Annotated in this window: 25 protein-coding genes; 10 read left to right on the forward strand and 15 right to left on the reverse strand. The window is 63.1% G+C overall.

The features are described 5' to 3' along the window. Positions 1-8: 8 nt before the first annotated feature. Entirely contained in the window at positions 9-1724 is a 1716-nt protein-coding gene (gene aceK, locus ACF8O8_RS26290) for a bifunctional isocitrate dehydrogenase kinase/phosphatase (protein WP_010955236.1), read from the reverse strand. Between the two features lie 204 nt (positions 1725-1928). Here aceK and ACF8O8_RS26295 point away from each other — a divergent pair, with 204 nt between their 5' ends. Both ACF8O8_RS26295 and ACF8O8_RS26300 read left to right on the forward strand, forming a co-directional pair. Further along, positions 1929-2804 carry a DMT family transporter gene (locus ACF8O8_RS26295; protein ID WP_010955237.1) on the forward strand — a complete coding sequence of 292 codons (876 nt, stop codon included), beginning with the start codon at positions 1929-1931 and terminating at the stop codon, positions 2802-2804. Between the two features lie 13 nt (positions 2805-2817). Continuing rightward, positions 2818-3276, forward strand: coding sequence for a DUF4265 domain-containing protein (locus ACF8O8_RS26300; RefSeq protein WP_019436818.1), 459 nt, complete (start codon positions 2818-2820; stop codon positions 3274-3276). Positions 3277-3279: 3 nt separating this feature from the next. On the opposite strand, the gene ACF8O8_RS26305 is transcribed toward ACF8O8_RS26300, so the two are convergent. From ACF8O8_RS26305 to cysK, 4 genes are all read right to left on the reverse strand, one after another. After that, complete coding sequence (locus tag ACF8O8_RS26305) at positions 3280-4161, reverse strand: DMT family transporter (RefSeq protein WP_350298181.1); 882 nt, start codon at positions 4159-4161, stop codon at positions 3280-3282. Positions 4162-4277: 116 nt separating this feature from the next. Beyond that, positions 4278-4439, reverse strand: coding sequence for a hypothetical protein (locus ACF8O8_RS26310; protein ID WP_180688679.1), 162 nt, complete (start codon positions 4437-4439; stop codon positions 4278-4280). 156 nt (positions 4440-4595) lie between these two features. After that, a complete protein-coding gene (locus ACF8O8_RS26315; RefSeq protein ID WP_003254653.1) occupies positions 4596-5531 on the reverse strand; it encodes an aspartyl/asparaginyl beta-hydroxylase domain-containing protein in 936 nt (311 codons plus the stop codon). A 173-nt stretch (positions 5532-5704) separates the two neighbouring features. Beyond that, positions 5705-6679, reverse strand: a complete 975-nt coding sequence (cysK, locus tag ACF8O8_RS26320; RefSeq protein WP_003254654.1) for a cysteine synthase A — start codon at positions 6677-6679, stop codon at positions 5705-5707. A gap of 132 nt (positions 6680-6811) precedes the next feature. Between cysK and ACF8O8_RS26325 the strand changes: the two genes are divergently transcribed. The 3 genes from ACF8O8_RS26325 (at position 6812) to ACF8O8_RS26335 (ending at position 10110) form a co-directional block, all read left to right on the forward strand. Continuing rightward, positions 6812-7885, forward strand: a complete 1074-nt coding sequence (locus ACF8O8_RS26325; RefSeq protein ID WP_392510764.1) for a DUF748 domain-containing protein — start codon at positions 6812-6814, stop codon at positions 7883-7885. A gap of 187 nt (positions 7886-8072) precedes the next feature. Then, the gene (locus ACF8O8_RS26330; protein WP_003254658.1) at positions 8073-8918 is read left to right on the forward strand and encodes a MoxR family ATPase; all 846 of its coding nucleotides are present in this window, start codon (positions 8073-8075) and stop codon (positions 8916-8918) included. A 13-nt stretch (positions 8919-8931) separates the two neighbouring features. Then, positions 8932-10110 carry a VWA domain-containing protein gene (locus ACF8O8_RS26335; RefSeq protein WP_392510765.1) on the forward strand — a complete coding sequence of 393 codons (1179 nt, stop codon included), beginning with the start codon at positions 8932-8934 and terminating at the stop codon, positions 10108-10110. Between the two features lie 117 nt (positions 10111-10227). Here the strand turns inward: ACF8O8_RS26335 and ACF8O8_RS26340 are convergent, their stop codons facing one another. From ACF8O8_RS26340 to ACF8O8_RS26355, 4 genes are read right to left on the reverse strand one after another with little or no spacing between them, the layout of a single operon-like run. After that, positions 10228-11145 (reverse strand): biotin-dependent carboxyltransferase family protein, encoded by a 918-nt coding sequence (locus ACF8O8_RS26340; RefSeq protein WP_392510766.1) that lies wholly within the window; start codon positions 11143-11145, stop codon positions 10228-10230. After that, positions 11142-11828 (reverse strand): 5-oxoprolinase subunit PxpB, encoded by a 687-nt coding sequence (gene pxpB / locus ACF8O8_RS26345; RefSeq protein ID WP_392510767.1) that lies wholly within the window; start codon positions 11826-11828, stop codon positions 11142-11144. Before pxpB ends, ACF8O8_RS26340 begins: the two co-directional genes overlap by 4 nt. Beyond that, on the reverse strand, positions 11828-12604 hold the full coding sequence (locus ACF8O8_RS26350; RefSeq protein WP_392510768.1) for a 5-oxoprolinase subunit PxpA: 777 nt from the start codon (positions 12602-12604) through the stop codon (positions 11828-11830). Before ACF8O8_RS26350 ends, pxpB begins: the two co-directional genes overlap by 1 nt. A gap of 9 nt (positions 12605-12613) precedes the next feature. Further along, on the reverse strand, positions 12614-13900 hold the full coding sequence (locus tag ACF8O8_RS26355) for an MFS transporter (protein WP_161774978.1): 1287 nt from the start codon (positions 13898-13900) through the stop codon (positions 12614-12616). 130 nt (positions 13901-14030) lie between these two features. Between ACF8O8_RS26355 and ACF8O8_RS26360 the strand changes: the two genes are divergently transcribed. Continuing rightward, entirely contained in the window at positions 14031-14942 is a 912-nt protein-coding gene (locus ACF8O8_RS26360; RefSeq protein ID WP_003254668.1) for a LysR family transcriptional regulator, read from the forward strand. A gap of 134 nt (positions 14943-15076) precedes the next feature. On the opposite strand, the gene ACF8O8_RS26365 is transcribed toward ACF8O8_RS26360, so the two are convergent. The 3 genes from ACF8O8_RS26365 to ACF8O8_RS26375 are packed head-to-tail and all read right to left on the reverse strand — an operon-like array spanning position 15077 to position 16893. Next, positions 15077-15598, reverse strand: coding sequence for a DUF2937 family protein (locus tag ACF8O8_RS26365; protein WP_012051506.1), 522 nt, complete (start codon positions 15596-15598; stop codon positions 15077-15079). Between the two features lie 9 nt (positions 15599-15607). Further along, positions 15608-16381 (reverse strand): class II glutamine amidotransferase, encoded by a 774-nt coding sequence (locus ACF8O8_RS26370; protein WP_010955250.1) that lies wholly within the window; start codon positions 16379-16381, stop codon positions 15608-15610. A gap of 14 nt (positions 16382-16395) precedes the next feature. Continuing rightward, a complete protein-coding gene (locus ACF8O8_RS26375) occupies positions 16396-16893 on the reverse strand; it encodes an MFS transporter (RefSeq protein WP_392510769.1) in 498 nt (165 codons plus the stop codon). A 179-nt stretch (positions 16894-17072) separates the two neighbouring features. Here ACF8O8_RS26375 and ACF8O8_RS26380 point away from each other — a divergent pair, with 179 nt between their 5' ends. Continuing rightward, entirely contained in the window at positions 17073-19115 is a 2043-nt protein-coding gene (locus ACF8O8_RS26380; protein ID WP_392510770.1) for a S9 family peptidase, read from the forward strand. A 48-nt stretch (positions 19116-19163) separates the two neighbouring features. Here the strand turns inward: ACF8O8_RS26380 and ACF8O8_RS26385 are convergent, their stop codons facing one another. Continuing rightward, positions 19164-19442 carry a hypothetical protein gene (locus tag ACF8O8_RS26385; protein WP_049586991.1) on the reverse strand — a complete coding sequence of 93 codons (279 nt, stop codon included), beginning with the start codon at positions 19440-19442 and terminating at the stop codon, positions 19164-19166. A 132-nt stretch (positions 19443-19574) separates the two neighbouring features. Here ACF8O8_RS26385 and ACF8O8_RS26390 point away from each other — a divergent pair, with 132 nt between their 5' ends. Both ACF8O8_RS26390 and ACF8O8_RS26395 read left to right on the forward strand, forming a co-directional pair. After that, positions 19575-19946: a YajD family HNH nuclease gene (locus ACF8O8_RS26390; RefSeq protein ID WP_003254676.1), complete on the forward strand. Its 372-nt coding sequence runs from the start codon at positions 19575-19577 to the stop codon at positions 19944-19946. Positions 19947-20017: 71 nt separating this feature from the next. Then, the gene (locus tag ACF8O8_RS26395) at positions 20018-20488 is read left to right on the forward strand and encodes an RNA methyltransferase (RefSeq protein WP_010955253.1); all 471 of its coding nucleotides are present in this window, start codon (positions 20018-20020) and stop codon (positions 20486-20488) included. Positions 20489-20602: 114 nt separating this feature from the next. Here the strand turns inward: ACF8O8_RS26395 and ACF8O8_RS26400 are convergent, their stop codons facing one another. Both ACF8O8_RS26400 and ACF8O8_RS26405 read right to left on the reverse strand, forming a co-directional pair. Further along, entirely contained in the window at positions 20603-21811 is a 1209-nt protein-coding gene (locus ACF8O8_RS26400) for a hypothetical protein (protein ID WP_350298185.1), read from the reverse strand. 41 nt (positions 21812-21852) lie between these two features. Next, complete coding sequence (locus ACF8O8_RS26405; protein ID WP_014590031.1) at positions 21853-22302, reverse strand: YcgN family cysteine cluster protein; 450 nt, start codon at positions 22300-22302, stop codon at positions 21853-21855. Positions 22303-22447: 145 nt separating this feature from the next. On the opposite strand from ACF8O8_RS26405, the gene ACF8O8_RS26410 reads away from it, so the two are divergent. Next, a complete protein-coding gene (locus tag ACF8O8_RS26410) occupies positions 22448-23041 on the forward strand; it encodes a nitroreductase family protein (RefSeq protein ID WP_014590030.1) in 594 nt (197 codons plus the stop codon). Positions 23042-23059 lie beyond the last annotated feature (18 nt).

Consider the following 23059-nt stretch of genomic DNA (forward strand, 5'->3'; position numbering starts at 1 on the left):
GAGCTGATTCACCGGGCCTTGCGCCGATACGGAAACACATCGATCACTTTCCCCTCACGTATCGCCGCCTGCAGCCCCTTCCAGTAATCCGCGTCATACAGTTCCCCATGCAAGCGGCTGAACAACCGCCGCTGGCCCATATCGGCAAACAGAAACGGCGGAAACTCTTCGGGAAACACATCATGCGGGCCGATCGAGTACCACGGCTCGCCCGACATTTCGTCCTCCGGGTAACGCGGGGGCGGGATGTGGCGGAAATTCACCTCGGTCAGGAAGCTGATTTCGTCATAGTCGTAGAACACGACCCGGCCATGGCGGGTCACGCCGAAGTTCTTCAGCAGCATGTCGCCGGGGAAGATGTTCGCCGCCGCCAACTGCTTGATGGCCAGGCCGTAGTCCTCCAGTGCCTCCAGCACCTGGCCCTCGGTGGCCTGCTCCAGGTACAGGTTCAACGGCGTCATGCGCCGCTCGGTCCAACAGTGGCGGATCAGCACCGTGTCGCCCTCCAGCGCCACCGTCGACGGTGCCACCTCCAGCAACTCGGCCAGGCAATCCGGCTCGAACTTGCTGCGCGGAAAGCGAAAATCGGCAAACTCCTGGGTGTCGGCCATACGCCCCACCCGGTCGACGCTCTTCACCAGGCGGTACTTGTCGATCACCGTGGCGCGGTCCACGGTTTTCGATGGCGAGAAGCGGTCCTTGATGATCTTGAACACCGTATTGAAGCCGGGCAAGGTGAATACGCTCATGACCATGCCCCGCACCCCTGGCGCCATGACAAAGCGGTCATCACTGCTGGCCAGGTGGTTGATCAGTGCGCGGTAGAACTCCGACTTGCCCTGCTTGTAGAAACCGATCGAGGTATACAGCTCGGCAATGTGCTTGCCCGGCAGGATGCGCTTGAGGAAATTGACGAACTCGGCGGGCACCGGGACATCGGCCATGAAGTAAGAGCGGGTGAACGAAAAGATGATCGACACCTCGGCCTCGTCGGTAATCAGCGCATCGGCCTCGATGCCGTGGCCCTCGCGGTGCAGCAAGGGAATCACCAACGGCCACTGCTCATCGCTGTTGTACAGGCGGCCGACCAGATAGGCCCCCTTGTTGCGGTAAAGCACGGGTACAAACAGCTCCACGGCCAGCGCCGGGTCCTTGCACACCCAGTCGGGCAGGCATTCGCGCAGTTGTTCTTCCAGCCGCGCCAGGTCGCCTTCCAGGTCGCCATACGGCATGTCGAACGGGTAATCGGCGAACACCGCGCGCAGCAAGTTCCTGAGACTGCCGTCAAGCCGATAGGTACGGGTTTGCGCCGCGCGCTCGCGGCCGCGCATGGAAGGCCGGGTCGTGTGGATGAACATGCAGCCGTCGCTGATCAGGTCATGGCTGAATAGGCTGCAAAACAGCGAGTTGTACCAGGTCTCTGCCAGCTCGTCGTCCAGGCGTGGGTCGATCAAGTGGATATAGGCGTTTTTCACCAGCGGCCACTGTTCAACGTCCAGCAGCACCTCTGCGGCAAAGGCCTGGCGCAGCCAACCGTTGACTTCGGCAACTTTCTCTTCGTAGAGATTGATGCGGGCGGCGGCGGCCTGCTGAATATCCTGCCAGCGCGCCTGCTCGAAGCGCTGGCGAGCACCCAGGGTGATGCGCTGGAAATGATCGCGGTAGTCGTCGAAGCCGGCGAGGATCATCCGGGCGATTTCGACAGCGGGCCAGGGCTGGGACATGCGTGGGGCCTCGGAGCTGGGATTGAGTACAGAGCTTAGCCGCCCTTGGCTTCATGGGTTACTGCCATTGAAGGCCCGAGCTGTAGTTGCAGTTGCCTTGCCCAGAGCCCCGCAGCCCAAGAGGAATTACACAGCAAGAAAGCACAAGAATCCCCCCGCCCCCTGGCGTACACTCGCGCCCCTGCCTTACCTCCGGAGACCGTTGTGAGCCCCATCGCCCTAGCCCGCCTGCTGACCCTTGCCGCCGTCTGGGGAGCGAGTTTCCTGTTCATGCGCATCATCGCCCCCGAACTGGGCACGGTGCCGACCGCGTTCTTCCGGGTCTCCATCGCCTGTCTGGGCCTGATCGTGATACTGGCCGCCGCCCGTGTGCGCTGGAACTTCCAGGGCAAGCTCGGCGCGTGCCTGGTGCTGGGCATGATCAACTCCGGCATCCCCGCCACCTTCTACTCGGTGGCGGCCCAGGTGCTGCCGGCCGGCTATTCGGCGATCTTCAACGCCACCACCCCGTTGATGGGCGTGCTGGTCGGCGTACTGTTCTTCCGCGAGCCAATGACCTTGGCCAAACTCTGCGGCATCTTCCTTGGCCTGTTCGGCGTCGGCATCCTTAGCGGCGCCGGCCCGGTGGCACTGGACATGGCCCTGCTGCAAGGCGCCCTCGCCTGCCTGGCGGCCACCACCTGCTACGGCTTTGCCGGGTTCCTCGCCCGCCGCTGGATCAGCGGCCTGGACAGCCGTCTTTCCGCACTGGGCAGCATGCTCGGCGCAACGCTGATGCTGACCCCGCTGTTCGGCTGGAGCGCACTCACCCAACCGCCCGCCAGCTGGGGGGGCTGGGAGGTGTGGTTGTCGTTGCTGGGGCTGGGTTTGCTGTGCACCGCCTTTGCCTACATCCTGTACTTCCGCCTGCTCGAAGAAATCGGCCCGGTAAAAGCCAGCACCGTAACGTTCCTGATCCCGGTATTCGGCGTATTGTGGGGGGCATGGCTGCTGAATGAGCCGTTGTCGATGGCGCATCTATACGGCGGCCTGCTGATTGGCCTGGCCTTGTGGCTGGTGCTGCGCCCGGCGCGCAGCTGAAGCGGGGTACTGCATGAACAGCGCGTACAAAAAGGTCCTGTTCCGCCTGGAACAGGACGAGAACGGCTACCCACCGGCCTCGGTCGAGGGCCTGTGGGCCAAGGCCGTGGAAGGCGGTTATGCCATCGACAACATACCCTTCCATGTCTATGGCATCGCCCCGGGCGACGTGATCGACACCCGCGAGGAAGCAGGCGAAACCTGGTTCGCAGAACTGCGCCACAGCAGCGGCAGCTCGGTGTTCCGGGTGGTCGTCAAACCACCGGAAACCCTCGACCAGGTACGCGCAGCATTGCTGGATTTCGGCTGCGCCTGTGAAACCGAACAAGCAGTGAAGATGTTGGCGGTCGAGGTCCCGCCGCAACGCTCGCTCGATACCCTGCTCTACTACCTGCTCACCCAGCGCGAAGCCGGCCTGCTGGACTTCGAGGAAGGCGTGTTGCGCCACGCCATCCCCGAAGAGTTCCGCTAGGGCCTACGCTTCGGCCAGGCGCGCGGCGGGCTTGCGAAACACGAACAGCAGCCCTACCACGATCAGCCCCATGCCCAGCAGGCTGAGCGGTGCCAGGCGGTTACCGAAGATCAGCAAGTCCATCACCGCAGTCACTGCCGGCACCAGGTAGAACAGGCTGGTGACATTGACCAGGTTGCCCTTGGCGATCAGCCGGTACAGCAGCAAGGTTGCCAGCAGCGAGACCACCAGGCCCATCCACAGCAGCGCACCGACGAAGCTGCCGGTCCACTCGACATGAAGCGGCTGCAGAGGTGCGAACAGCGCGCACATGGCAAAGCCGGCCAGGTACTGCAGCGGCAGTGTGCCCATGGGGTTGTCGGTAATGCGCTTCTGCAGGATCGAGCCAAAGGTCATGCTGACCAGCGCCAGCAGGGCGAACAGCATGCCCGCCAGCGATACCCCGCCCAGGTTGATGCCCTGGTAGACCACCATGATCAAGCCGCCCAACCCCAAACCCAGGCCGAACAAACGGCTCCAGGAGCGCTGGCGTTCCATCAGCACCACGGTGAGGATCGGTTGTACCCCCATCACCGTGGCCATGACGCCGGGGGTGACATGGGTATCAAGCGCCAACAGATAGAAGATCTGATAGGCACCGAGCAGCACACAACCGGTACCCAGGGCGCGCAGAATGCTCCCGCGATTACGCGGCCAGCGCAGCCCTAGCAACGGGCCGATCAGCAACAGGCCAGCCAGGGCCAGCGCCGAGCGCAACAGCAGAAAGGCGAACGGGCTGGCATGCGCCAGGCCGAGCTTGGAGACGATCGCCCCGCTGCTCCACAGCAGGACGAACAGGCAGGTAGTGGCCGCCGAGGCCACGGACGTTTTGGTAAAGACAGACATGAATTGCCACCTGATAGTAGGCAGATAAGCCAAACGGACGGCGTGCGCTTCAACGTGAGCAGTAGCCGACCGTGTTCAGTACGTTGCGCGTGCGAAGGGTTGCGGCACGAAGCCGATCAGCCCAGCACAACCACGCAATGAGGCGGAGCTACGCCGCCTACGACGCCACTGACAGGTGGTGGGGAGTGACAGATCATGACCGGCTGCTGGCTACCACGCACGACCAGGCCCGCGACTGGCGCGATGGCAAAGCGTGTGGTGGAAGGGATGGCTGGCATGAACGCGGTCTTTGAAGAAGTGAATGTTCTGGAATATAGCGAGTGATTCTTCGCGGCACAAGCCCGCTGCCAGAAACGCACCCTCGTCCTTGAAGGATGAGGCGCACCGGTGGCAGCGGGCTTGCCCCGCAAAGGGGCCGGTTAACGCAGAAAAACTCAGAACAACCAGCGATACAACAGATACGCCACCACCACCGCCAGTACCGGCCGCAGCACGCGGTAAGCCTTGGGGTTGGCGCGTTTGAACTGCTTCACATGGCTGCTGATCCTGTTGCTGAAGCGCTTGCTCCAGGCGTACGCCTGGTTGATCCCGCCCACGCGCTCGTCGTCGGTGTTCTGCGGCGCGGTGGCGCGGCCGAGGAAGGCACTGACCTTACGGTTGATGCGCGTCATCAGCGGGCTACTCAGCGGGCGCTCGATGTCGCAGAACAGGATCACGCGGGTAACGTCGGTTTCGTTCTTGACCCAGTGCACGTAGGTTTCGTCGAACATCACGTCTTCGCCATCACGCCAGGCGTACTGCTCACCGTCCACGTAGATGCGGCATGCGTCGGAGTTTGGCGTGGACAGCCCCAGGTGATAACGCAGCGAGCCTGCGAACGGGTCGCGGTGCGGGTTCAGGTGGCTGCCGCCGGGCAGCAGGGCAAACATTGCGCCCTTGACATTGGGGATGCTGCTGACCAGCTCGACAGTGCGCGGGCACAGGGTTTGCGCCGAAGGCAGCGGTTTGTCGTACCACTTCAGGTAAAAGCGCTTCCAGCCTTTCTTGAAGAACGAACCGAAGCCGGCGTCGTTATCTTTCTCAGCGGCACGGATATAGCCTTCGTCGAACAGGCGCATGGCCTCTTCACGAATTTCCTGCCAGTTGTCCTTCAACACGTCCAGCTCCGGGAAGCGCTGGCGATCCAGGTAGGGCTTGGACGGCACGCCGGAAAACAGGTACATCAACGCGTTATAGGGGGCGAACAGCGCCGAATGGTTGACGAACTGGCGCAACACCGGCAGGCGGGCCTTGCCGCGCAGGTGCACGAACAGCACGCTGCCGAAAAACACCAGCAAGACACCCGCCTTGGCTGCAAAGGAAAAGGTCATGCTTTCACTCCTTGGGGAAGAGCCAGGGCTGCGCTGCCTGCTCTCCAGAAAATCATCCTGCCATCATAAACCGATCCCGCCGCGGTAAAAACAACCCGGGCGGGATCGCATTCATGAAGATTTTGCAATAAACCAGGCCGCCGATTGTTGCGCCGGATCAGCGGGAAGGCTGATTACTGCTGGTTTTCCTGCTCGCTGAACATGTCGCTGAACAGCATGCTCGACAAGTATCGCTCGCCCGAATCGGGTAGGATTACGACGATGGTCTTACCCTGCATTTCCGGTTTTTCGGCCAGGCGCACCGCTGCCGCCATTGCCGCACCGCAGGAAATACCACAAAGGATGCCCTCTTCCTGCATCAGGCGAATCGCCATGGCCTTGGACTCTTCGTCGGTCACCGTCACCACTTGGTCGACGATCGACAGGTCGAGGTTTTTCGGCACGAAGCCGGCGCCGATGCCCTGGATTTTGTGCGGGCTGGGCTTGAGTTCTTCGCCGGCCAGGGTCTGGCTGATCAGCGGCGATGCCACGGGCTCCACTGCCACCGACAGGATGGCCTTGCCCTGGGTATGTTTGATGTAACGCGACACGCCGGTGATGGTGCCGCCAGTGCCCACACCCGCCACCAGCACGTCGATGGCGCCGTCCGTGTCGTTCCAGATCTCAGGGCCGGTGGTTTTCTCGTGAATGGCCGGGTTGGCCGGGTTTTCGAACTGGCCCGGCAGGAAGTACTGCTCCGGGTCGGAGGCGACGATTTCGTTGGCCTTCTCGATCGCGCCCTTCATGCCCTTGGCCGGATCGGTCAATACCAGCTCGGCGCCCAGTGCCTTCAGCACCTTGCGGCGCTCCAGGCTCATCGAAGCGGGCATGGTCAGCATCAGCTTGTAGCCGCGGGCGGCGGCGACGAAGGCCAGGCCGATACCGGTGTTGCCCGAGGTGGGCTCGACAATGGTCATGCCCGGTTTGAGCTTGCCGCTGCTTTCGGCGTCCCAGACCATGTTCGCGCCAATGCGGCATTTGACCGAGTACCCGGGGTTGCGCCCTTCGATCTTGGCCAGGATGGTCACGCCGCGCGGGGCGATGCGATTGATCTGCACCAGCGGCGTGTTACCGATGGAGTGGGCGTTGTCTGCAAAGATACGGCTCATGGCAGGGGTCCTTGGCATGAAAAAGCAGGGAAATGCCTCAAGGGTAAGCCTGCGGCGGTGGCCCGTAAAGCCTGTTCGAACTCAGCCCGGCACGTTGCGGTCAACCGCACATCCCGCCTTGGAGACAGCCTCATGAAAGCCCGCTATCGCTGGCCGCTGGTCGGCCTGGCCAGCCTGATCGTGCTGCTGGTGGCGCTGCACCTGGCCCTGCCCTACCTGGTGCGCGACTACCTCAACGACAAGCTGGCCGACATGGGAGACTACCGCGGCCAGGTAGCCGATGTGGACCTGGCCTGGTGGCGCGGTGCCTATCAGATAAACGGGCTGAAAATCATCAAGACCACCGGCAAGGTGCCCGTACCGTTTCTCGACGCCCCACTGATCGACCTCTCGGTGAGCTGGCATTCGTTGTGGTACGACAAGGCAGTGGTGGCGGAGGTGACCTTCGTGCATCCCGAGCTGAATTTTGTCGACGGTGGTAGCAAACAGGCGTCGCAGACCGGCCAAGGTACCGACTGGCGCCAGCAGCTGGAAAAACTCCTGCCCATCACCCTCAACGAAGTGCGTATCGACAATGGCGTGCTGACGTTCCGCAACTTCAATTCCAAGCCACCGGTCGACCTCAAGGCCACCCGGTTGAACGCCAGCATCCGCAACCTGACCAACGTGCGCGACCAGAAAGGCCGTCGCGACGCAAGTTTCGAAGGCACGGCGCTCATCGCAGGGGATGCGAATGTAGAAAGCCGTGCCACCTTCGACCCTTTCAGTGATTTCGACGATTTCGAATTCAGGCTTCGCGCCACCGGCATCGAGCTGCGCAAACTGAATGACTTTGCCAGCGCTTACGGCAAATTCGACTTCAATGCCGGGCACGGTGACGTGGTCATCGAGGCCCAGGCAGAAAACGGCCGGCTGAACGGCTATATAAAACCGCTGCTGCGTGATGTCGACGTGTTCGACTGGCAACAGGACGTCGAGGAAAAGGACAAGGGTTTCTTCCGCTCGGTGTGGGAGGCCCTGGTGGGTGCGACGGAGACGGTGCTGAAGAACCAGCCGAAAAACCAGTTCGCCACCCGGGTGGAACTCAGCGGCAGTGTGCGCCAACAGGATATCAGTGCCTTCGAAGCGTTCTTGCAGATCCTGCGCAACGGGTTTGTCCAGGCATTCAATGCGCGCTATGAGCAACCAGCGCCGAAGTCTGACTGAGACAGCGTGACGGGGCATTCAGGGACTGAATACCCGGTCTGCGTTTGCAGCCGCCTGGCCCCGCGTTATAGTCGGAAACAAATCCGGATTATGTGCTGCCTGTTCGGGCCGCTTCGCGGGTAAACCCGCACCTTCAACCCTGTACCGCGAAAAGGCCCGCACAGCCCTAAACAGAGGACAACCCCCCATGAAGTTCGAAGGCACCCGCGACTACGTCGCCACAGACGACCTGAAACTGGCGGTAAACGCGGCCATTACCCTCGAACGCCCGCTGTTGGTCAAGGGCGAACCGGGCACCGGCAAAACCATGCTTGCCGAGCAGTTGGCGGCCTCGTTCGGGGCGCGCCTGATCACCTGGCACATCAAATCCACCACCAAGGCCCACCAGGGGCTCTATGAGTACGACGCGGTCAGCCGCCTGCGCGACTCGCAGCTGGGCGTGGACAAGGTGCACGATGTGCGCAACTACCTGAAAAAGGGCAAGCTCTGGGAGGCCTTCGAGGCCGACGAGCGGGTCATCCTGCTGATCGACGAAATCGACAAGGCCGATATCGAATTCCCCAATGACCTGTTGCAAGAGCTCGACAAGATGGAGTTCTACGTCTACGAAATCGACGAGACCATCAAGGCCAAACAGCGTCCGATCATCATCATTACCTCGAACAACGAAAAAGAGCTGCCGGACGCTTTCCTGCGCCGCTGCTTCTTCCACTACATCGCCTTCCCCGACCGCACTACCCTGCAGCAGATTGTCGACGTGCACTACCCGAACATCAGCCAGTCGCTGGTCAGCGAGGCGCTGGATGTGTTCTTCGACGTGCGCAAGGTGCCGGGCCTGAAGAAAAAGCCGTCCACCTCCGAGCTGGTCGACTGGCTCAAGCTGCTGATGGCCGACAACATCGGTGAAGCGGTGCTGCGCGAACGCGACCCGACCAAGGCCATCCCGCCGCTGGCCGGTGCGCTGGTAAAAAACGAGCAGGATGTACAACTGCTCGAGCGCCTGGCCTTCATGAGCCGGCGCGGCAACCGCTGACAGGAGCAGGGCCATGCTGCTCAATCTGTTCAATGAGATGCGTGCGGCCAAGGTGCCGGTTTCGGTGCGTGAACTGCTCGACCTGCACCAGGCCTTGCAAAAGCGCGTGGTGTTCGCCGACATGGACGCGTTCTACTACCTCGCCCGCGCCATCCTGGTGAAGGACGAACGCCACTTCGACAAGTTCGACCGTGCCTTCGCAGCCTACTTCAAGGGCCTGGAAAACCTCGACCGGCATATCGAGGCGCTAATCCCCGAAGACTGGCTGCGCAAGGAATTCGAGCGCTCGCTGACCGATGAAGAACGCGCACAGATCCAGTCGCTGGGCGGCCTGGACAAGCTTATCGAGGCATTCAAGCAGCGCCTCGAAGAGCAAAAGGAACGCCACGCTGGCGGCAACAAGTGGATTGGCACCGGCGGCACCAGCCCATTCGGCTCGGGTGGTTTCAACCCCGAGGGCATCCGCGTCGGTGAAGCCGGCAAGCGTCAGGGCAAGGCAGTAAAAGTCTGGGACCAACGCGAGTACAAGAACCTCGACGACCAGGTCGAGCTTGGCACCCGCAACATCAAGCTGGCCCTGCGCCGGCTACGCAAGTTCGCCCGCGAAGGCGCCGCCGAAGAGCTCGACATCGATGGCACCATCGACCACACCGCGCGTGATGCCGGGTTGTTGAACATCCAGATGCGCCCCGAGCGGCGCAACACCGTGAAGCTGCTGTTGCTGTTCGACATTGGCGGTTCGATGGACGCCCACGTCAAAGTCTGCGAAGAGCTGTTCTCGGCCTGCAAGACCGAGTTCAAGCACCTGGAGTATTACTACTTCCACAATTGCGTTTATGAGTCGGTGTGGAAGAACAACCTGCGCCGCACGTCCGAACGTTTTTCCACCTTCGACCTGCTGCACAAGTACGGCGATGACTACAAGGTGGTGTTCGTCGGTGACGCGGCCATGGCGCCCTACGAGATCACCCAGCCCGGTGGCAGCGTGGAGCACTGGAACGAAGAAGCCGGGTATGTGTGGATCCAGCGTTTCATGGAAAAATTCAGGAAGGTCATCTGGATCAACCCGTACCCCAAGCAGGCCTGGGATTACACCGCGTCGACCCATCTGGTGCGCGACCTGATCAAGGACAAGATGTATCCGCTGACCCTGCAAGGGTTGGAGGACGGGATGCGCTACCTGTCCAAGTGAGGTTGCCTGCACCGGCCCTTTCGCGGGCTCGCCCGCTCCCACAGCCCCACATTCACAACCTTCAAATGCAGTGCTATCCCTGTGGGAGCGGGCAAGCCCGCGAAAGGGCCAGCAGCCTTACGACCAACGCCCCAGGTAAAGCTGCTGCTCACGCCAGGCCTCGTCCTGCACCACCGCCCTGAACCGTACCACAGCCCCCGGCATGCACTGCGCCAGTTGCGCCAGCGCCAGCGGCGTCAGCGCGCCCAGCCGCGGGTACCCACCAATGGTCTGCCGGTCATTGAGCAACACGATCGGCTGCCCGTCCGGCGGCACCTGTACCGCACCCAGCGGGATCCCTTCGGAGATCATCGGCGCCCCTTGGTACACCAACTGCGGCCCCAACAACCGGATGCCCATGCGGTCGGCCCGACTGTCCAGCGTCCACTCCCGGTTGAATGCCTCGAACAGGCTGGTACCGCTGAATTCACCGATCTGCGCGCCCATCACCAGGTCGAGCACCGGCTTTGGGACGAACTGTGGGCACAACGCGTGCGGCACTTCGCGCAGGGGTGCACTGCTACCGGTAAAAGCCAATGCCTGGTGTTTAGCCAGCGCAGCCCCCTGGCCATCGATGCCACCCAGTGCTTCACGTACCACGGTGGCACAACTGCCCAGCACCTCCTCGCCCAGAAACCCACCCGGTGCCGCCAGATACGCCCGCACACCCACTTTGGGCTGCTTCAGGGTCAAGCGCTGCCCCTTGGCCAGGGCAAAGCTGCGCCATGGCGCCAGGGGCTGATCATCGACACACGCATCCAGGTCGGCACCGGCCAGGGCCAGCACGCAATCCTGTTCAGCCACCACGCAAAAACCACCCAGTGCCACCTCGACCACCGGCGCCCCCAACGGGTTGCCCAGCAGCCAGTTGGCCCAGTGCATCGCCACCCAGTCCAGCGCCCCGCCCTGGGTCACGCCAAGGTGGCGCACGCCGAAGCGCCCGGCATCCTGTAACTGGCACAACGGCGTACTGGCCTCGATCATCAACTGCTTCATCCCTGCGCCTCCACATCACCACCCATGGCCAGGAATTCGCTGCGCGAAACCGGCACGAAGCGCACCCGGTCACCGGGTTGCAAAAGGCTGTAACCCTCACGCTCACGGTCGAACAACCGCACCGGGGTGCGCCCGATCAGGTTCCAGCCACCCGGCGATACTGCCGGGTAGGCCGCCGTCTGGCGCTCGGCAATACCCACGCTGCCCGCCGCCACGCGCTTGCGTGGGGTACTCAGACGAGGGCTGGCCAGGCGCTCGTCGACCAGGCCCATGAAGCCGAAACCCGGTGCGAAGCCCAGGGCAAACACCGGGTAATCACGTTCGCCGTGCAAGCGAACAATCTCCGCTTCACTCAAGCCGCTGCGGGCTGCCAGCACAGGCAGCTCGGGGCCGACACTGGCGTCGTACCACACCGGGATCTCGTGTCGGCGGCCGCCACTGCCTGTGTCAGGCTGCAAGCCGTCCAGCGCCTGAGCGATTCGCGCCCTGGCCTCGGCTGGCGGCAGGGCAGACTGCACCATCAGCGTGGTATAGGACGGCACCAGGTCCAGCAGGTGCTCACCGAACGCAGCGCTCAAGCGCCGGTTGGCGGCAAGCATCCATGGCATGTTGGCCTCATCGATACGGTCGAACAGGCGGACCATCAGGCTGTCGATGGCGACCACTTCGATTCGCGGCCTCATCACGCCTCCAGCCCATCGAGAGCCTGGCGAATCTGCCGCACCGCTGCCACCGAACTGTCGTTGTCGCCATGCACGCAGAGGGTGCGGGCGGCAAGCTGCAAGGCACTGCCATCGTCAGCCAACAGCGTTTCGCCTCGGGCCAGACGCACCGCCTGCTCCACCACCCGTGCCGGGTCGTGATGCACCGCGCCCGGCAGGCGCCGCGACCGCAGATGGCCGCTGGCGGTATATGCGCGGTCTGCGAACGCCTCGAACCACAGCGGCACGCCGATATCATCGCCCAGTGCCTGGGCGGCACGGTTGTCGGCGGTGGCCATCAGCATCAACGGCAGGTTGCCGTCATAGGCCGCTACGGCCTCCAGTACGGTACGCAGCTTGAGCGGGTCGGCCATCATGTCGTTGTACAGTGCGCCATGGGGCTTCACATAGGCCACACGACCACCCAGCACCTTGCAGATACCCTCCAACGCACCGATCTGGTAATGCAGCAGGTCACGGATTTCTTCCGGGCTGCAGGCCATGGAACGGCGGCCGAAGCCGACCAGGTCCGGGTAGGCCGGATGAGCGCCGATCGTCACCCCGTGCTCCAGCGCCAACGTCACCGTGCGACGCATGATACCGGGGTCGCCAGCGTGGTAGCCGCAGGCGATATTGGCGCAATCGATGTAAGGCATGACCTCGGCGTCCAGGCCCATGCGCCAGCTGCCGAAACTCTCACCCATGTCGCAATTGAGTAGCAGGCGTTCCACCACGCGGTCTCCCTTGTCGTTGTGCATAGGCCTACCTTACCGCGCTTGCAGCTGTTTGCCGCGGGTTTCAGGCAAGCTCAAGGCCGCCACGATCACAATGCCGTAGGACACCGCAGAAAACACGCCGATACCCAGGCCCAGCGGAACATTCTGGCCGAGCATGCCGATCATCAACGGAAACAGCGCGGCAATGACCTTGCCGATGTTGTAACAGAAGCCCTGCCCCGAACCCCGAATGCGCGTGGGGAACAGTTCGGTCAGAAACGCCCCCATGCCGCTGAAGATACCCGAGGCGAAGAAGCCCAACGGGAGGCCCAGCCACAGCATCACGCCATCGCTGACCGGCATCTGCGTGTATAACAGCACAATGACGAAGGAGCCCACGGCGAACAGGATGAAGTTCTTCTTGCGCCCCAGCAGGTCGGACAGATAAGCACTGACCACATAACCCATGTACGAGCCGACGATCACCATGGCCAGATAGCCCCCCGTGCCCAGCACACTCAGGCCGCGTTCGTTCTTCAGGAAGGTTGGCAACCACGAGGTGATGGCGTAGTAACCGCCGAGTGCGCCGGTGGTCAGCAGGGATGCCCGCACGGTGGTCCAGAGCATGCCCGGCGCGAAGATTTCGTAGAAGCGCGAGGGTGCCTCGGTGTTTTCCACTGCCTTGGCCTTACGATAGACCTCAGGGTCCTTGACCAGGCGGCGAACGAAGATCACGAAGATTGCCGGTACCAGCCCCAGCAGGAACAACGCACGCCAGGCCTGCTCTGCCGGCAGCCAGGAGAACAGCAGCGCATAAAGGATGGCCGTGAGGCCCCAGCCAATTGCCCAGCCGGACTGCACCATGCCCACCGCCTTGCCGCGGTCCTGGGCGCGGATCACTTCGCCTATCAACACCGCGCCGGCGGTCCACTCGCCACCGAAGCCAAAGCCCATCAGGGTTCGGGCAATCAGCAATTGCTCGTAGTTCTGAGCGAAGCCGCACAGGAAGGTGAAGAAGGCGAACCACAACACCGTCAGTTGCAGGGTACGCACCCGGCCGATGCGGTCGGAGAGGATACCGGCCACCCAGCCTCCTACAGCCGAGGCGATCAGCGTGCTGGTGTGGATCAACCCGGCTTCGGTGGTGGTGATACCCCACAGCATGATCAGCGTAGGAATGACGAAACTGAGCATCTGTGTGTCCATGCCGTCCAGGCCATAGCCAATCTTGCAGCTCCAGAAGGTACGTCGTTGCTGTTTGTCGATGTCGCGGTACCAGGCGAAAGGCCCGGACGAACGGAGGGAACTGACCTGCTGTTGCACGCCGGTGGGGTTCATGGATGCCTCGGCTTGTTGGTATTGTTTTATGGGCGACATGAAGCGTCGCGGCCTGGGCGTCATTGTTCAGAGGCCGCCTCGCCTGCGTCCAACGAAAAAAACCGCCGGTCTGGAACAAGAAAAACTGATCATGAACCTTCGCTTCCTCGAAACCTTCGTCTGGGTCGCCCGGCTCAAGAGCTTCCGCCTGACGGCAGAAAAGCTGTTCACCACCCAGGCTTCGGTATCCAGCCGTATTGCCGCACTGGAGGCTGACCTGGGCGTGAAGCTGTTGCTGCGCGACTCCCGCGGCGTCAGCCTGACCCCGGAGGGCGGCAAGGTGCTGGAATACGCCGAACGCATGCTGGAAACCGCCAAGGCCATGAAGCAGTCGCTGGACAGCGACCGGGCCAAGGTCGGACGCATTCGCATCGGGGTAATGGACACGGTGATCCACACCTGGATGAGCGCGCTGGTGGCGGAGCTGACCGAGCGCTACCCGCAGGTGGAAATCGAACTGGTGGCCGACACCGCGCTGAACTTGCGCGAGCAGCTGCAGAAGGGCTTTCTTGACGTGATTTTGCAGACCGACTTGCTGCGCGAGCAATCGATCCGCAGCCTCGACCTGGCGCGCTACCCAATGGGCTGGGTGGTGGCCGCAGGCGCCCACCAGCACCGGGACTATGCGTCGCTGGCCGAACTTGGGCGCGAGCGCATCATCACCTTCTCGAAGAATTCACGGCCGCACCAGGAGGTGCTGAGCTTGCTGCAGGCTGCGGGGGCAGAGGCGCCGCGGTTGAATTGTGTGAATTCGGTGGCGGCGATTACCCGGCTGTTGCGCGATGGTTTTGGCATTGGCGCGCTACCGCCGGCGCTGGTGGATGCCGAGTTGGGCCGGGGCGAGCTGGTGCTGCTGGAAGGGTTGCAGCCGCCGCCGAGCCTTGAGCTGGTGGTGGCGTGGCAGACCGGGGTGGCGTTGGTCGATGAGGTGGTTGGGGTTTGCAGGCAGGTGTTGGAGCGGTATGCGCGGGATGTGGGGGGGCAGCGGATCGTGCTGGTCTGACCAACAGTCTCTGCCTGTACCGGCCCTTTCGCGGGCTTGCCCGCTCCCACAGGCACAACCTGGCCCGCCAGGCCTGTGATGATCCTGTGGGAGCGGGCAAGCCCGCGAAAGGGCCGGTACAGGTACAGCAGAACTTAGCGCCAGCTCTCTTTCACCACCCTGCGCCGCCCGCCCAGGATCAGCCAGCCAATCCCCAACAACACGCTTTCGACCACAAAGGCCAGCACAAAACCGGCCCCCACACCCCAGCCAATCGCCTCGGGCACCAGCAGAATCTGGTAGCTGTAGCCATTGAGGGTTTCTTCACGCAACTGCGGGTCGGCCTGTACCAGCACATGCCAGGTACGCTCAGCCCATGACCCTTGCAGCACCTGCCATTCGTTTTCCAGCAGTTCGTTGCGGATCATCAGGCTTTCGATGCTGTTGGCATCACTGTTGAACACCGGGTCGTCGCTGCTGCGGTAGTGCTGCAGCAGCGCCTGCAAGTCGCCCTTGAAAAAGCGCTCGGCCGTTTGCCGGAACCCATCGAGCGCCTCGCGCGATTCGAACAGGTGCGCCTCGACCCGCTGGCTATAGTCCTTGACCAGCCCCGGGACCTGGATACCGGCCAGCAGGCCGAAGGTGAACAACAGCAATCGCAGGTAACTTCTGAACATGCAGCGTCCTTAGCTCTGGCCGTGCGCCACGCACTCGCCGTGCCGCCACAGGGCCCACTGACCCGGCGCGTAGCGGTGCCAGGTCTCGTTCTCGGTCAGGGCCTCGGTGGCAATCACCGTGACCACGTCGTTGGGGGTGGTTTCGGTATGAAAATCGACGATCAGGTCGACATCCTTCAACCGTGCGGCACCAAATGGCGCACGGCGTGTAATGTGCACCAGCTTGGTCGAGCAAAAGCAGAACAGCCAGTCGCCGTCGCTGAGCATGCAGTTGAACACCCCCAGATCCCGGTAGCCGGCACAGGCTTCGACCAGCACGGGCAGCAGCTGTTCCACCGGCACCGGTTCGGGGAAGGCGCTGCGGATGCGGTTGAGCAAGTCGCAGAAGGCCGCTTCGCTGTCGGTGTCGCCCACTGGCCGGTAGAAACTGGCCAGGCCCTTGAAGTCACCCAGCTGGCCGTTGTGCGCGAAGCACCAGTTGCGGCCCCACATTTCCCGCACGAACGGGTGGGTGTTGGACAGGCATACCCTGCCGACGTTGGCCTGACGGATATGACCGATCACCACTTCACTTTTGATCGGGTAGCGCTGCACGAGGTTGGCCACTTCCGACTCGCTGCTCGCGGCCGGGTCCTGGAACAGGCGCAGGCCGCGGCCTTCGTAAAAGCCTATCCCCCAGCCGTCACGGTGCGGGCCGGTTCGCCCGCCCCGCTGCATCAGGCCGGTGAAGCTGAAAACGATGTCGGTAGGGACGTTGGCACTCATGCCCAGCAGTTCGCACATAGGCGTGTCTCCGTTTACAGACGAGGCTCGACCCGGCCTGCGCCACGCGTAGCGGCTGGCGGCAAGTCGTCACGGTAACGATCGCTGCGCTCGGCAGCCAGCGGCGCATGGGTGCCGAGCTGGTCATCCTCGGCCTGCTGACGCCTGGCGGCGGCTTCGGCCTGCTCACGGCGTGCGTGCGCGCGCTTTTCCAGCGGCCAGCGCAGCAGCACGAAGAGGAAGTACAGGCCGAAGGCGATCATGCCGTACATGGCGAAGTCGGACACAGCGCGCCAGGCGTTGTTGCCGACCTTGAAAGCGACATCCAGCGCAGTGATGGCGATTGCAGGGGCGAAGCTGTCCTTGACCGGGTCGACGATGGTCGGGGTCAGCAGCAGCACCGCCAGCACCACCCGTAGCGGTTCGCGCAGCCAGCGCCACATCCAGCCGGTGAGCTTGAAGCCCACCAGCAGGCACCCTAAGGCGGCTACTGCGTACAAGCCCCAGGCGAAGGTGTAGTCGTTCTCGGTCATGGTGTTCGTGCAAGCCAGGCAAAGAGATGCCTATGATAAACACTTTTCCGGGCGCAGACAGTGTTTGCCTGTGCCGGCCTCTTCGCGGGTAAACCCGCTCCTACCTCGGTGCGATCCCTGTTGGAGCGGGTTTACCCGCGAAGAGGCCGGCACAGGCAACTCCAATCAAGAGACCTTCAATGCCAACCAAGCCCCAACCCCCGATTGCCCAAGCCGACCAGGCCACCGACCCGTATGCCTGGCTGCAACAGCGCGACACCCCCGAGGTACTCGCTTACCTGCAAGCTGAAAACGCCTACCAGGAAGCCTGCCTGGCCGACCAGGCACCGTTGCGTGAGCGCCTGTTCGAAGAAATCAAGGGCCGCATCCTGGAGACCGACCTGTCATTGCCGGCGCCCTGGGGCCCCTACCTGTACTACACCCGTACCACCGCCGGCGACGAATATCCGCGTCACTACCGCTGCCCACGTCCGGCCGACGACTCGAACACCGTCGATGAAAGCCAGGAGCAACTGCTGCTCGACCCCAACGCCCTGGCCAACGGCGGTTTCCTCTCCCTGGGCGCGTTCAACATCAGCCCCGACCACCGCCTGCTGGCCTATAGCCTCGACACCAGCGGCGACGAAATCTATACCCTGTACGTCAAAGACCTGGATAGTGGCAGTGTCACTACCCTGCCCTTCGACGACTGCGACGGTAGCCTGACCTGGGCCAACGACAGCCAGACGCTCTTCTTCGCAGAGCTGGACGACACCCACCGCCCATGGCGCCTGCGTCGCCACACCTTGGGCACCGACGCCGCGCACACCGTGTTCGAAGAGCCAGATGGGCGTTTCTTCCTGCACTGCTACCGCACCAGCTCCGAGCGCCAGCTGGTGCTGCTGCTGAACAGCAAGACCACCAGCGAGGCCTGGGTGCTGGACGCCGAAACCCCGCAGGCGCCGTTCACCTGCCTGGCGCCGCGCGTCGAAGGCCACGAATACTTCCCCGACCATGGCCAACTCGACGGCCAGTGGCGCTGGTTCATCCGCACCAACCAGGATGGCATCAACTTCGCCCTGTACCACGCGCCAGCCGCGCCAGTGCCAAGCCGCGAACAGTGGCAGGTGCTGGTGGCGCACCGCGACGCGGTCATGCTCGAAGGCCTCAGCCTGAACGCCGGTGCCCTCACCCTGAGCCTGCGCGAAGGCGGCCTGCCGATCATCGAAGTCCGCCCGCAGGGCTTGCCGGCCTACCGCGTCGAACTGCCAGACGCAGCCTACAGCCTGTACGTGCAGGACAGCCTTGAATTTGCCAGCACTCGCATACGCTTGCGCTACGAAGCGCTCAACCGCCCGGCCCAGGTGCGCCAACTGACGTTGCCCACGGGCGCCCAGGTGGTGCTCAAGCAAACCCCGGTGCTCGGTGCATTCGATGCCGATGACTATGTCAGTGAGCGCCTGTGGGCAACCGCAGCGGACGGCACCCTGGTGCCGATCAGCCTGGTACGCCGCCGCCAGGACCTGGGCAAGACCGTGCCACTGTACCTGTACGGCTATGGTGCCTATGGCGAAAGCCTCGACCCCTGGTTCTCACATGCGCGCCTGAGCCTGCTGGAGCGCGGCGTGGCCTTTGCCATCGCCCACGTGCGAGGTGGTGGTGAACTGGGGGAAGCCTGGTACCGTGCCGGCAAGCAGGAGTACAAGCACAACACGTTCAGCGACTTCATCGCCTGCGCCGAGCACATGATCAGCCAGGGCGTGACTGCCGCCGACCGCCTGGCCATCAGTGGTGGCAGCGCTGGCGGCCTGCTGATCGGCGCGGTGCTCAACCTGCGCCCGGCGCTGTTCCGCTGCGCCATTGCCGAAGTGCCGTTCGTCGACGTGCTCAACACCATGCTCGACCCGGAGCTGCCGCTGACCGTGACCGAGTACGACGAATGGGGCAACCCTGAGGAGCCGGAGGTGTATGAACGGATCAAGGCTTATGCGCCGTACGAGAACCTGAAAGCGCAGGCCTACCCGGCGATGCTGGTGGTGGCGGGCTACAACGACAGCCGCGTGCAGTATTGGGAGGCAGCCAAATGGGTGGCGAAGTTGCGCACACTCAAGACCGACAGCAACCTGCTGCTGCTCAAGACCGAGATGGGGGCTGGGCATGGCGGGATGAGCGGGCGGTACCAGGGGTTGAAGGATGTGGCTCTGGAGTATGCGTTCGTGTTTGGCGAGCTGGGTATTCTTTGAGATAGCGGGGGGCGGGTTGCACCCCCCAGCCCCCTCAGCTCGCACCCGTCAATCATCCTCCACAACCGGCTTCGGCGGCTCCGGCCGCAACCCGGGCAATGGCTGATCCTTCGGCGGGCCGGGCACTGGCATCGGCGGCAACAGTGGCGCCCCCGGCTGGCTGTCGTAAGCCTTGGGCGGTGTACTCGGGGTTATCTGCGGGTATGGCGTGGGCGTAGGCGTACCCGGTGCACCAGGCACTGGCGTATTGAGACGAGGTGGCGTGCTGGCAGCTTCTGCCAGGGGCAGGCCAGCCATCAACAGCGCGGCGAGGATCGCGTGAAACATCAGCAACCTCCTGTCGGGAACCTTTCTACAGGCTACGCCTAAATCAACGCTTTCGCCTGTCCGCCTGACCTGCAAGCGCGCTAGACTCAATGGCATAACCGTCACCTGCCTGATCAGAACAAAGGAAACACCATGAGCTCCACCTCTTCTGCCGCCGCTACCGCGCGCCTCGACCGCATCCTGGCCGATGCCAAGCGCGACAAGGAAATGGGCTACCGCGACAAGGCCCTGAGAATGTACCCGCACGTGTGCGGTCGCTGCGCCCGCGAGTTCGCTGGCAAGCGCCTGAGCGAGCTGACCGTGCATCACCGTGACCACAACCACGACAACAATCCTCAGGACGGCTCCAACTGGGAGCTGCTGTGCCTGTACTGCCACGACAACGAGCACTCGCGCTACACCGACCAGCAGTACTTCAGCGAAGGCTCCACCAGCACCCCGAGCATTGCCAAGGCTACGCACAACCCGTTTGCCGGGCTGGCGGGCATGCTGAAGAAAGACTGACCATCGATTCGCCCCCCGCTGTTACCGGGCAGCCCGTATAATCGCGCTTTTTTCGCGAAGGGCCCCGGTACGTGGCAAACAAACGATACAGCTGCATCGGCCTGTTCAACCCCAAGTCGGCAGAAAACGTCGGCTCTGTGATGCGCGCCGCGGGCTGCTATGGCGTCAATTCGGTGTTCTACACGGGCAAACGCTATGAACGCGCGCGTGACTTCGTCACCGACACCAAGCGCGTGCACTACGACATCCCGCTGATCGGCATCGACGACCTGCAGCGCATTATTCCGTTGGGCTGCACGCCCGTGGCGGTGGAACTGGTAGAGGGTGCGCGGCCATTGCCGGACTACACCCATCCGGACCGGGCCATTTACATCTTCGGGCCAGAGGACGGCTCGTTGAGCGAAGACGTGCGGGGATGGTGTGAAGAGACTATCTACATCCCGACCGAGGGCTGCATGAACCTGGCGGCGACGGTGAATGTGGTGTTGTATGACCGCATGGCCAAAGGGCTGAATACCCGCTCAGGGCCCAAGTTCAAATAACAAGGCCATGCGGCGAAGCTTGGGCTGTCAAAGGCCGGGACAGGCGCCAGGGATGCCTTGGGCCTGTATGAAAAGCCTTGAGACGAAGGTCAGGCAAGGCTTTTCATACGGGCCTTAGTGCAACACCTTGCTCTGCAGCACATCCGAACCCCGCCCCAGCACGTTCTCGCTGATCTGCACGAAGTCTTCGGTACTGACGCTGGGCAGGCGCATCAGCCCACGTACCACATCGTCCAACGAACGTTTGGCCTGGGTGTGAATGCGGATCTCCTTGTCCAGCGCCTGCAACAGCATCACGCCGCGGGCCACCTGGGCCGGGCTTGCGCGCTCACCCTTGAGCCGGTTGACCTTGGCGCCCTGCTTGCTCAGACGCGCCTGCCAGACCTGGTAGCGGTCATCACTCATCCCGCCCGAGCGGCGTAGCAACTCGTTGGCGTAATAATCGGTCAGGCTCTCTACCAGCCAGTCACTGCCGTCACGCCCGTGAATCTGCGCGAACAGTTGCACCAATTCGCGCAGCAACGGGCTATTGCCGTTTTCGCTGACCATGGGCCGGGCACTGTTCAGGTACAACGAGCCCTGCGCAGCCATAGCCCCTCGCCACATGCCGTCACGCGCCCCGACCAACAGCAGCTTGGGCGGGTTACGCGGGAACACAGCTTGTAGTTGTGGCCAGACGAATGTGAGCAAGGTCAGGCTGTCCATGCGCCGCATGCCCTGCCCCACCGGCGCGGCCACGGTCACTTCGGTCTCGCCCAGGCGAGCGCGGCGGCTGCCCAGGTCGCCGGCAAGCATCCAGCCGGTCGGGCGATCGAACAGGCGCGACACGTTGTCGATGCGAAACTTCCCCTTGCCGATGCGCGGCCAGGACGTTTCGATGCTCTTCCAGCCCTCGGGCAGGTCGAAAGCCAGGCGCGCCACCAGCTCGGTACCATCCTGCTGGTCGAGGCGCGCAGGGGGTATCAGCTGGTCGCCGAGGAACAGGGCCCAGTGCGGGGTGATGCGTGATGAATAGGCGCCGCTGGCCAGCTTCTGGTCCAGTTGCACACGGTAGCTGAGGCTGGTCTTGCCGGCCGCTGGCTGCCAGATACCACGTTGCCCCTTCAGCTGCCATTGCCCATCAGCCTGGAAGCCGCTGTAGGCCCCAGCCTTGCCCAGGTCGAAGTCCAGGCTGCGCACGGCGCTGCCTTCGGCCAATGTCACGCGGACCTCGGCCTGGCCGCTGGCAGGCAGCAAGCGCACCTGGTAGTCGAGGTCGACCTTTTTCGCCCAGGCCGGCGAACTGGCCATCAGGCCCAACAGCAACATCAGGTGGCAACGCATACAGAAACTCCTTGTTTCCCCGAGGCAGCGGGCCGCGCCGGTCAGCTGGCGCGAAAGATCAGGTGGTCTTCCCAGTCGTCTTCGTGCACATCGTGTTCACTGAGCATACGTCCCGACTGGGAAATGCGCTGTTCATGAACCTGTTGCCGGTCGCCACAGACCAGGTGATGCCAGGCCGGCAAGTCCTTGCCCTCACTGACCAGGCGGTAACCGCAGGTACTCGGCAGCCACTTGAACTGGTCGGCCTTGCCCGGGGTGAGCTGGATGCAGTCTGGCACTTGGGCGAAGCGGTTGGGGTAGTCGCTGCACTGGCAGGTATTCAGGTCCAGCAATTTGCAGGCGATGCGCGTGTAATAGACGCTGTTGTCGTCTTCGTCCTCGAGCTTTTGCAGGCAGCACAGGCCGCAGCCATCGCACAGCGACTCCCACTCTTGCTGGCTGAGCTCTTCAAGGGTCTTGCGCCGCCAGAACGGCGCGTTTTCAGCGATCATCACACAGGGTTCCTGCCTTCATCTTGGGGGCCACGGCGCGCGGCGGCGCCAGTCTAGAGCCTGGCCTTCGGCAAAGCCAGACCGCTTGTCAGTCGCGACGGCACGCAGTAGCGTGCGCTTTTCCCGTCCGTTCGCAGGAGCCGCCATGAGCGCCAACCCCCGCATTGCCGATTACGCCATCAACGAGCAGTTCATCAACCGCTGGTCGCCACGCGCCTTCACCGCCGAGCCGATCAGCGAAGAAACCCTGCTGAGCTTCCTCGAAGCCGCCCGCTGGGCACCTTCGGCCTATAACTCGCAGCCTTGGCGCTTCCTTTATGCCCGCCGCGACACGCCGAACTGGGAGCGTTACCTGAGCCTGCTGGTGCCCTTCAATCGCAGCTGGGCGCAACAGGCGTCGGCGCTGGTGCTGGTCATTTCCAAGACCACGTTCGCGGCCCCGGGCGCTACGGAAGAAAAACCGGCGCTGTGGCACACCTTCGACACGGGCTCTGCCTGGGGGCACCTGGCCCTGCAGGCCAGCATCAGCGGCTGGCATACCCATGGCATGGCCGGCTTCGATCAGGACCTGGCACGTCAGGAACTGAAGATTCCCGAGGGTTACGTACTGCATGCCATGGTGGCGATCGGCAAGCTGGGGGACAAGGCCAGCCTGGATGAAGCCCTGCAGGCGCGTGAAGTGCCGAGCCCGCGCAAGCCGCTGAGCGAGCTGGCTGCTGAAGGCGATTTCAGCCTGTAAGGTTTGTGTTGGCAGGTG

Source organism: Pseudomonas sp. TYF_14 (assembly GCF_043105275.1).
Lineage (GTDB): Bacteria > Pseudomonadota > Gammaproteobacteria > Pseudomonadales > Pseudomonadaceae > Aquipseudomonas > Aquipseudomonas alloputida.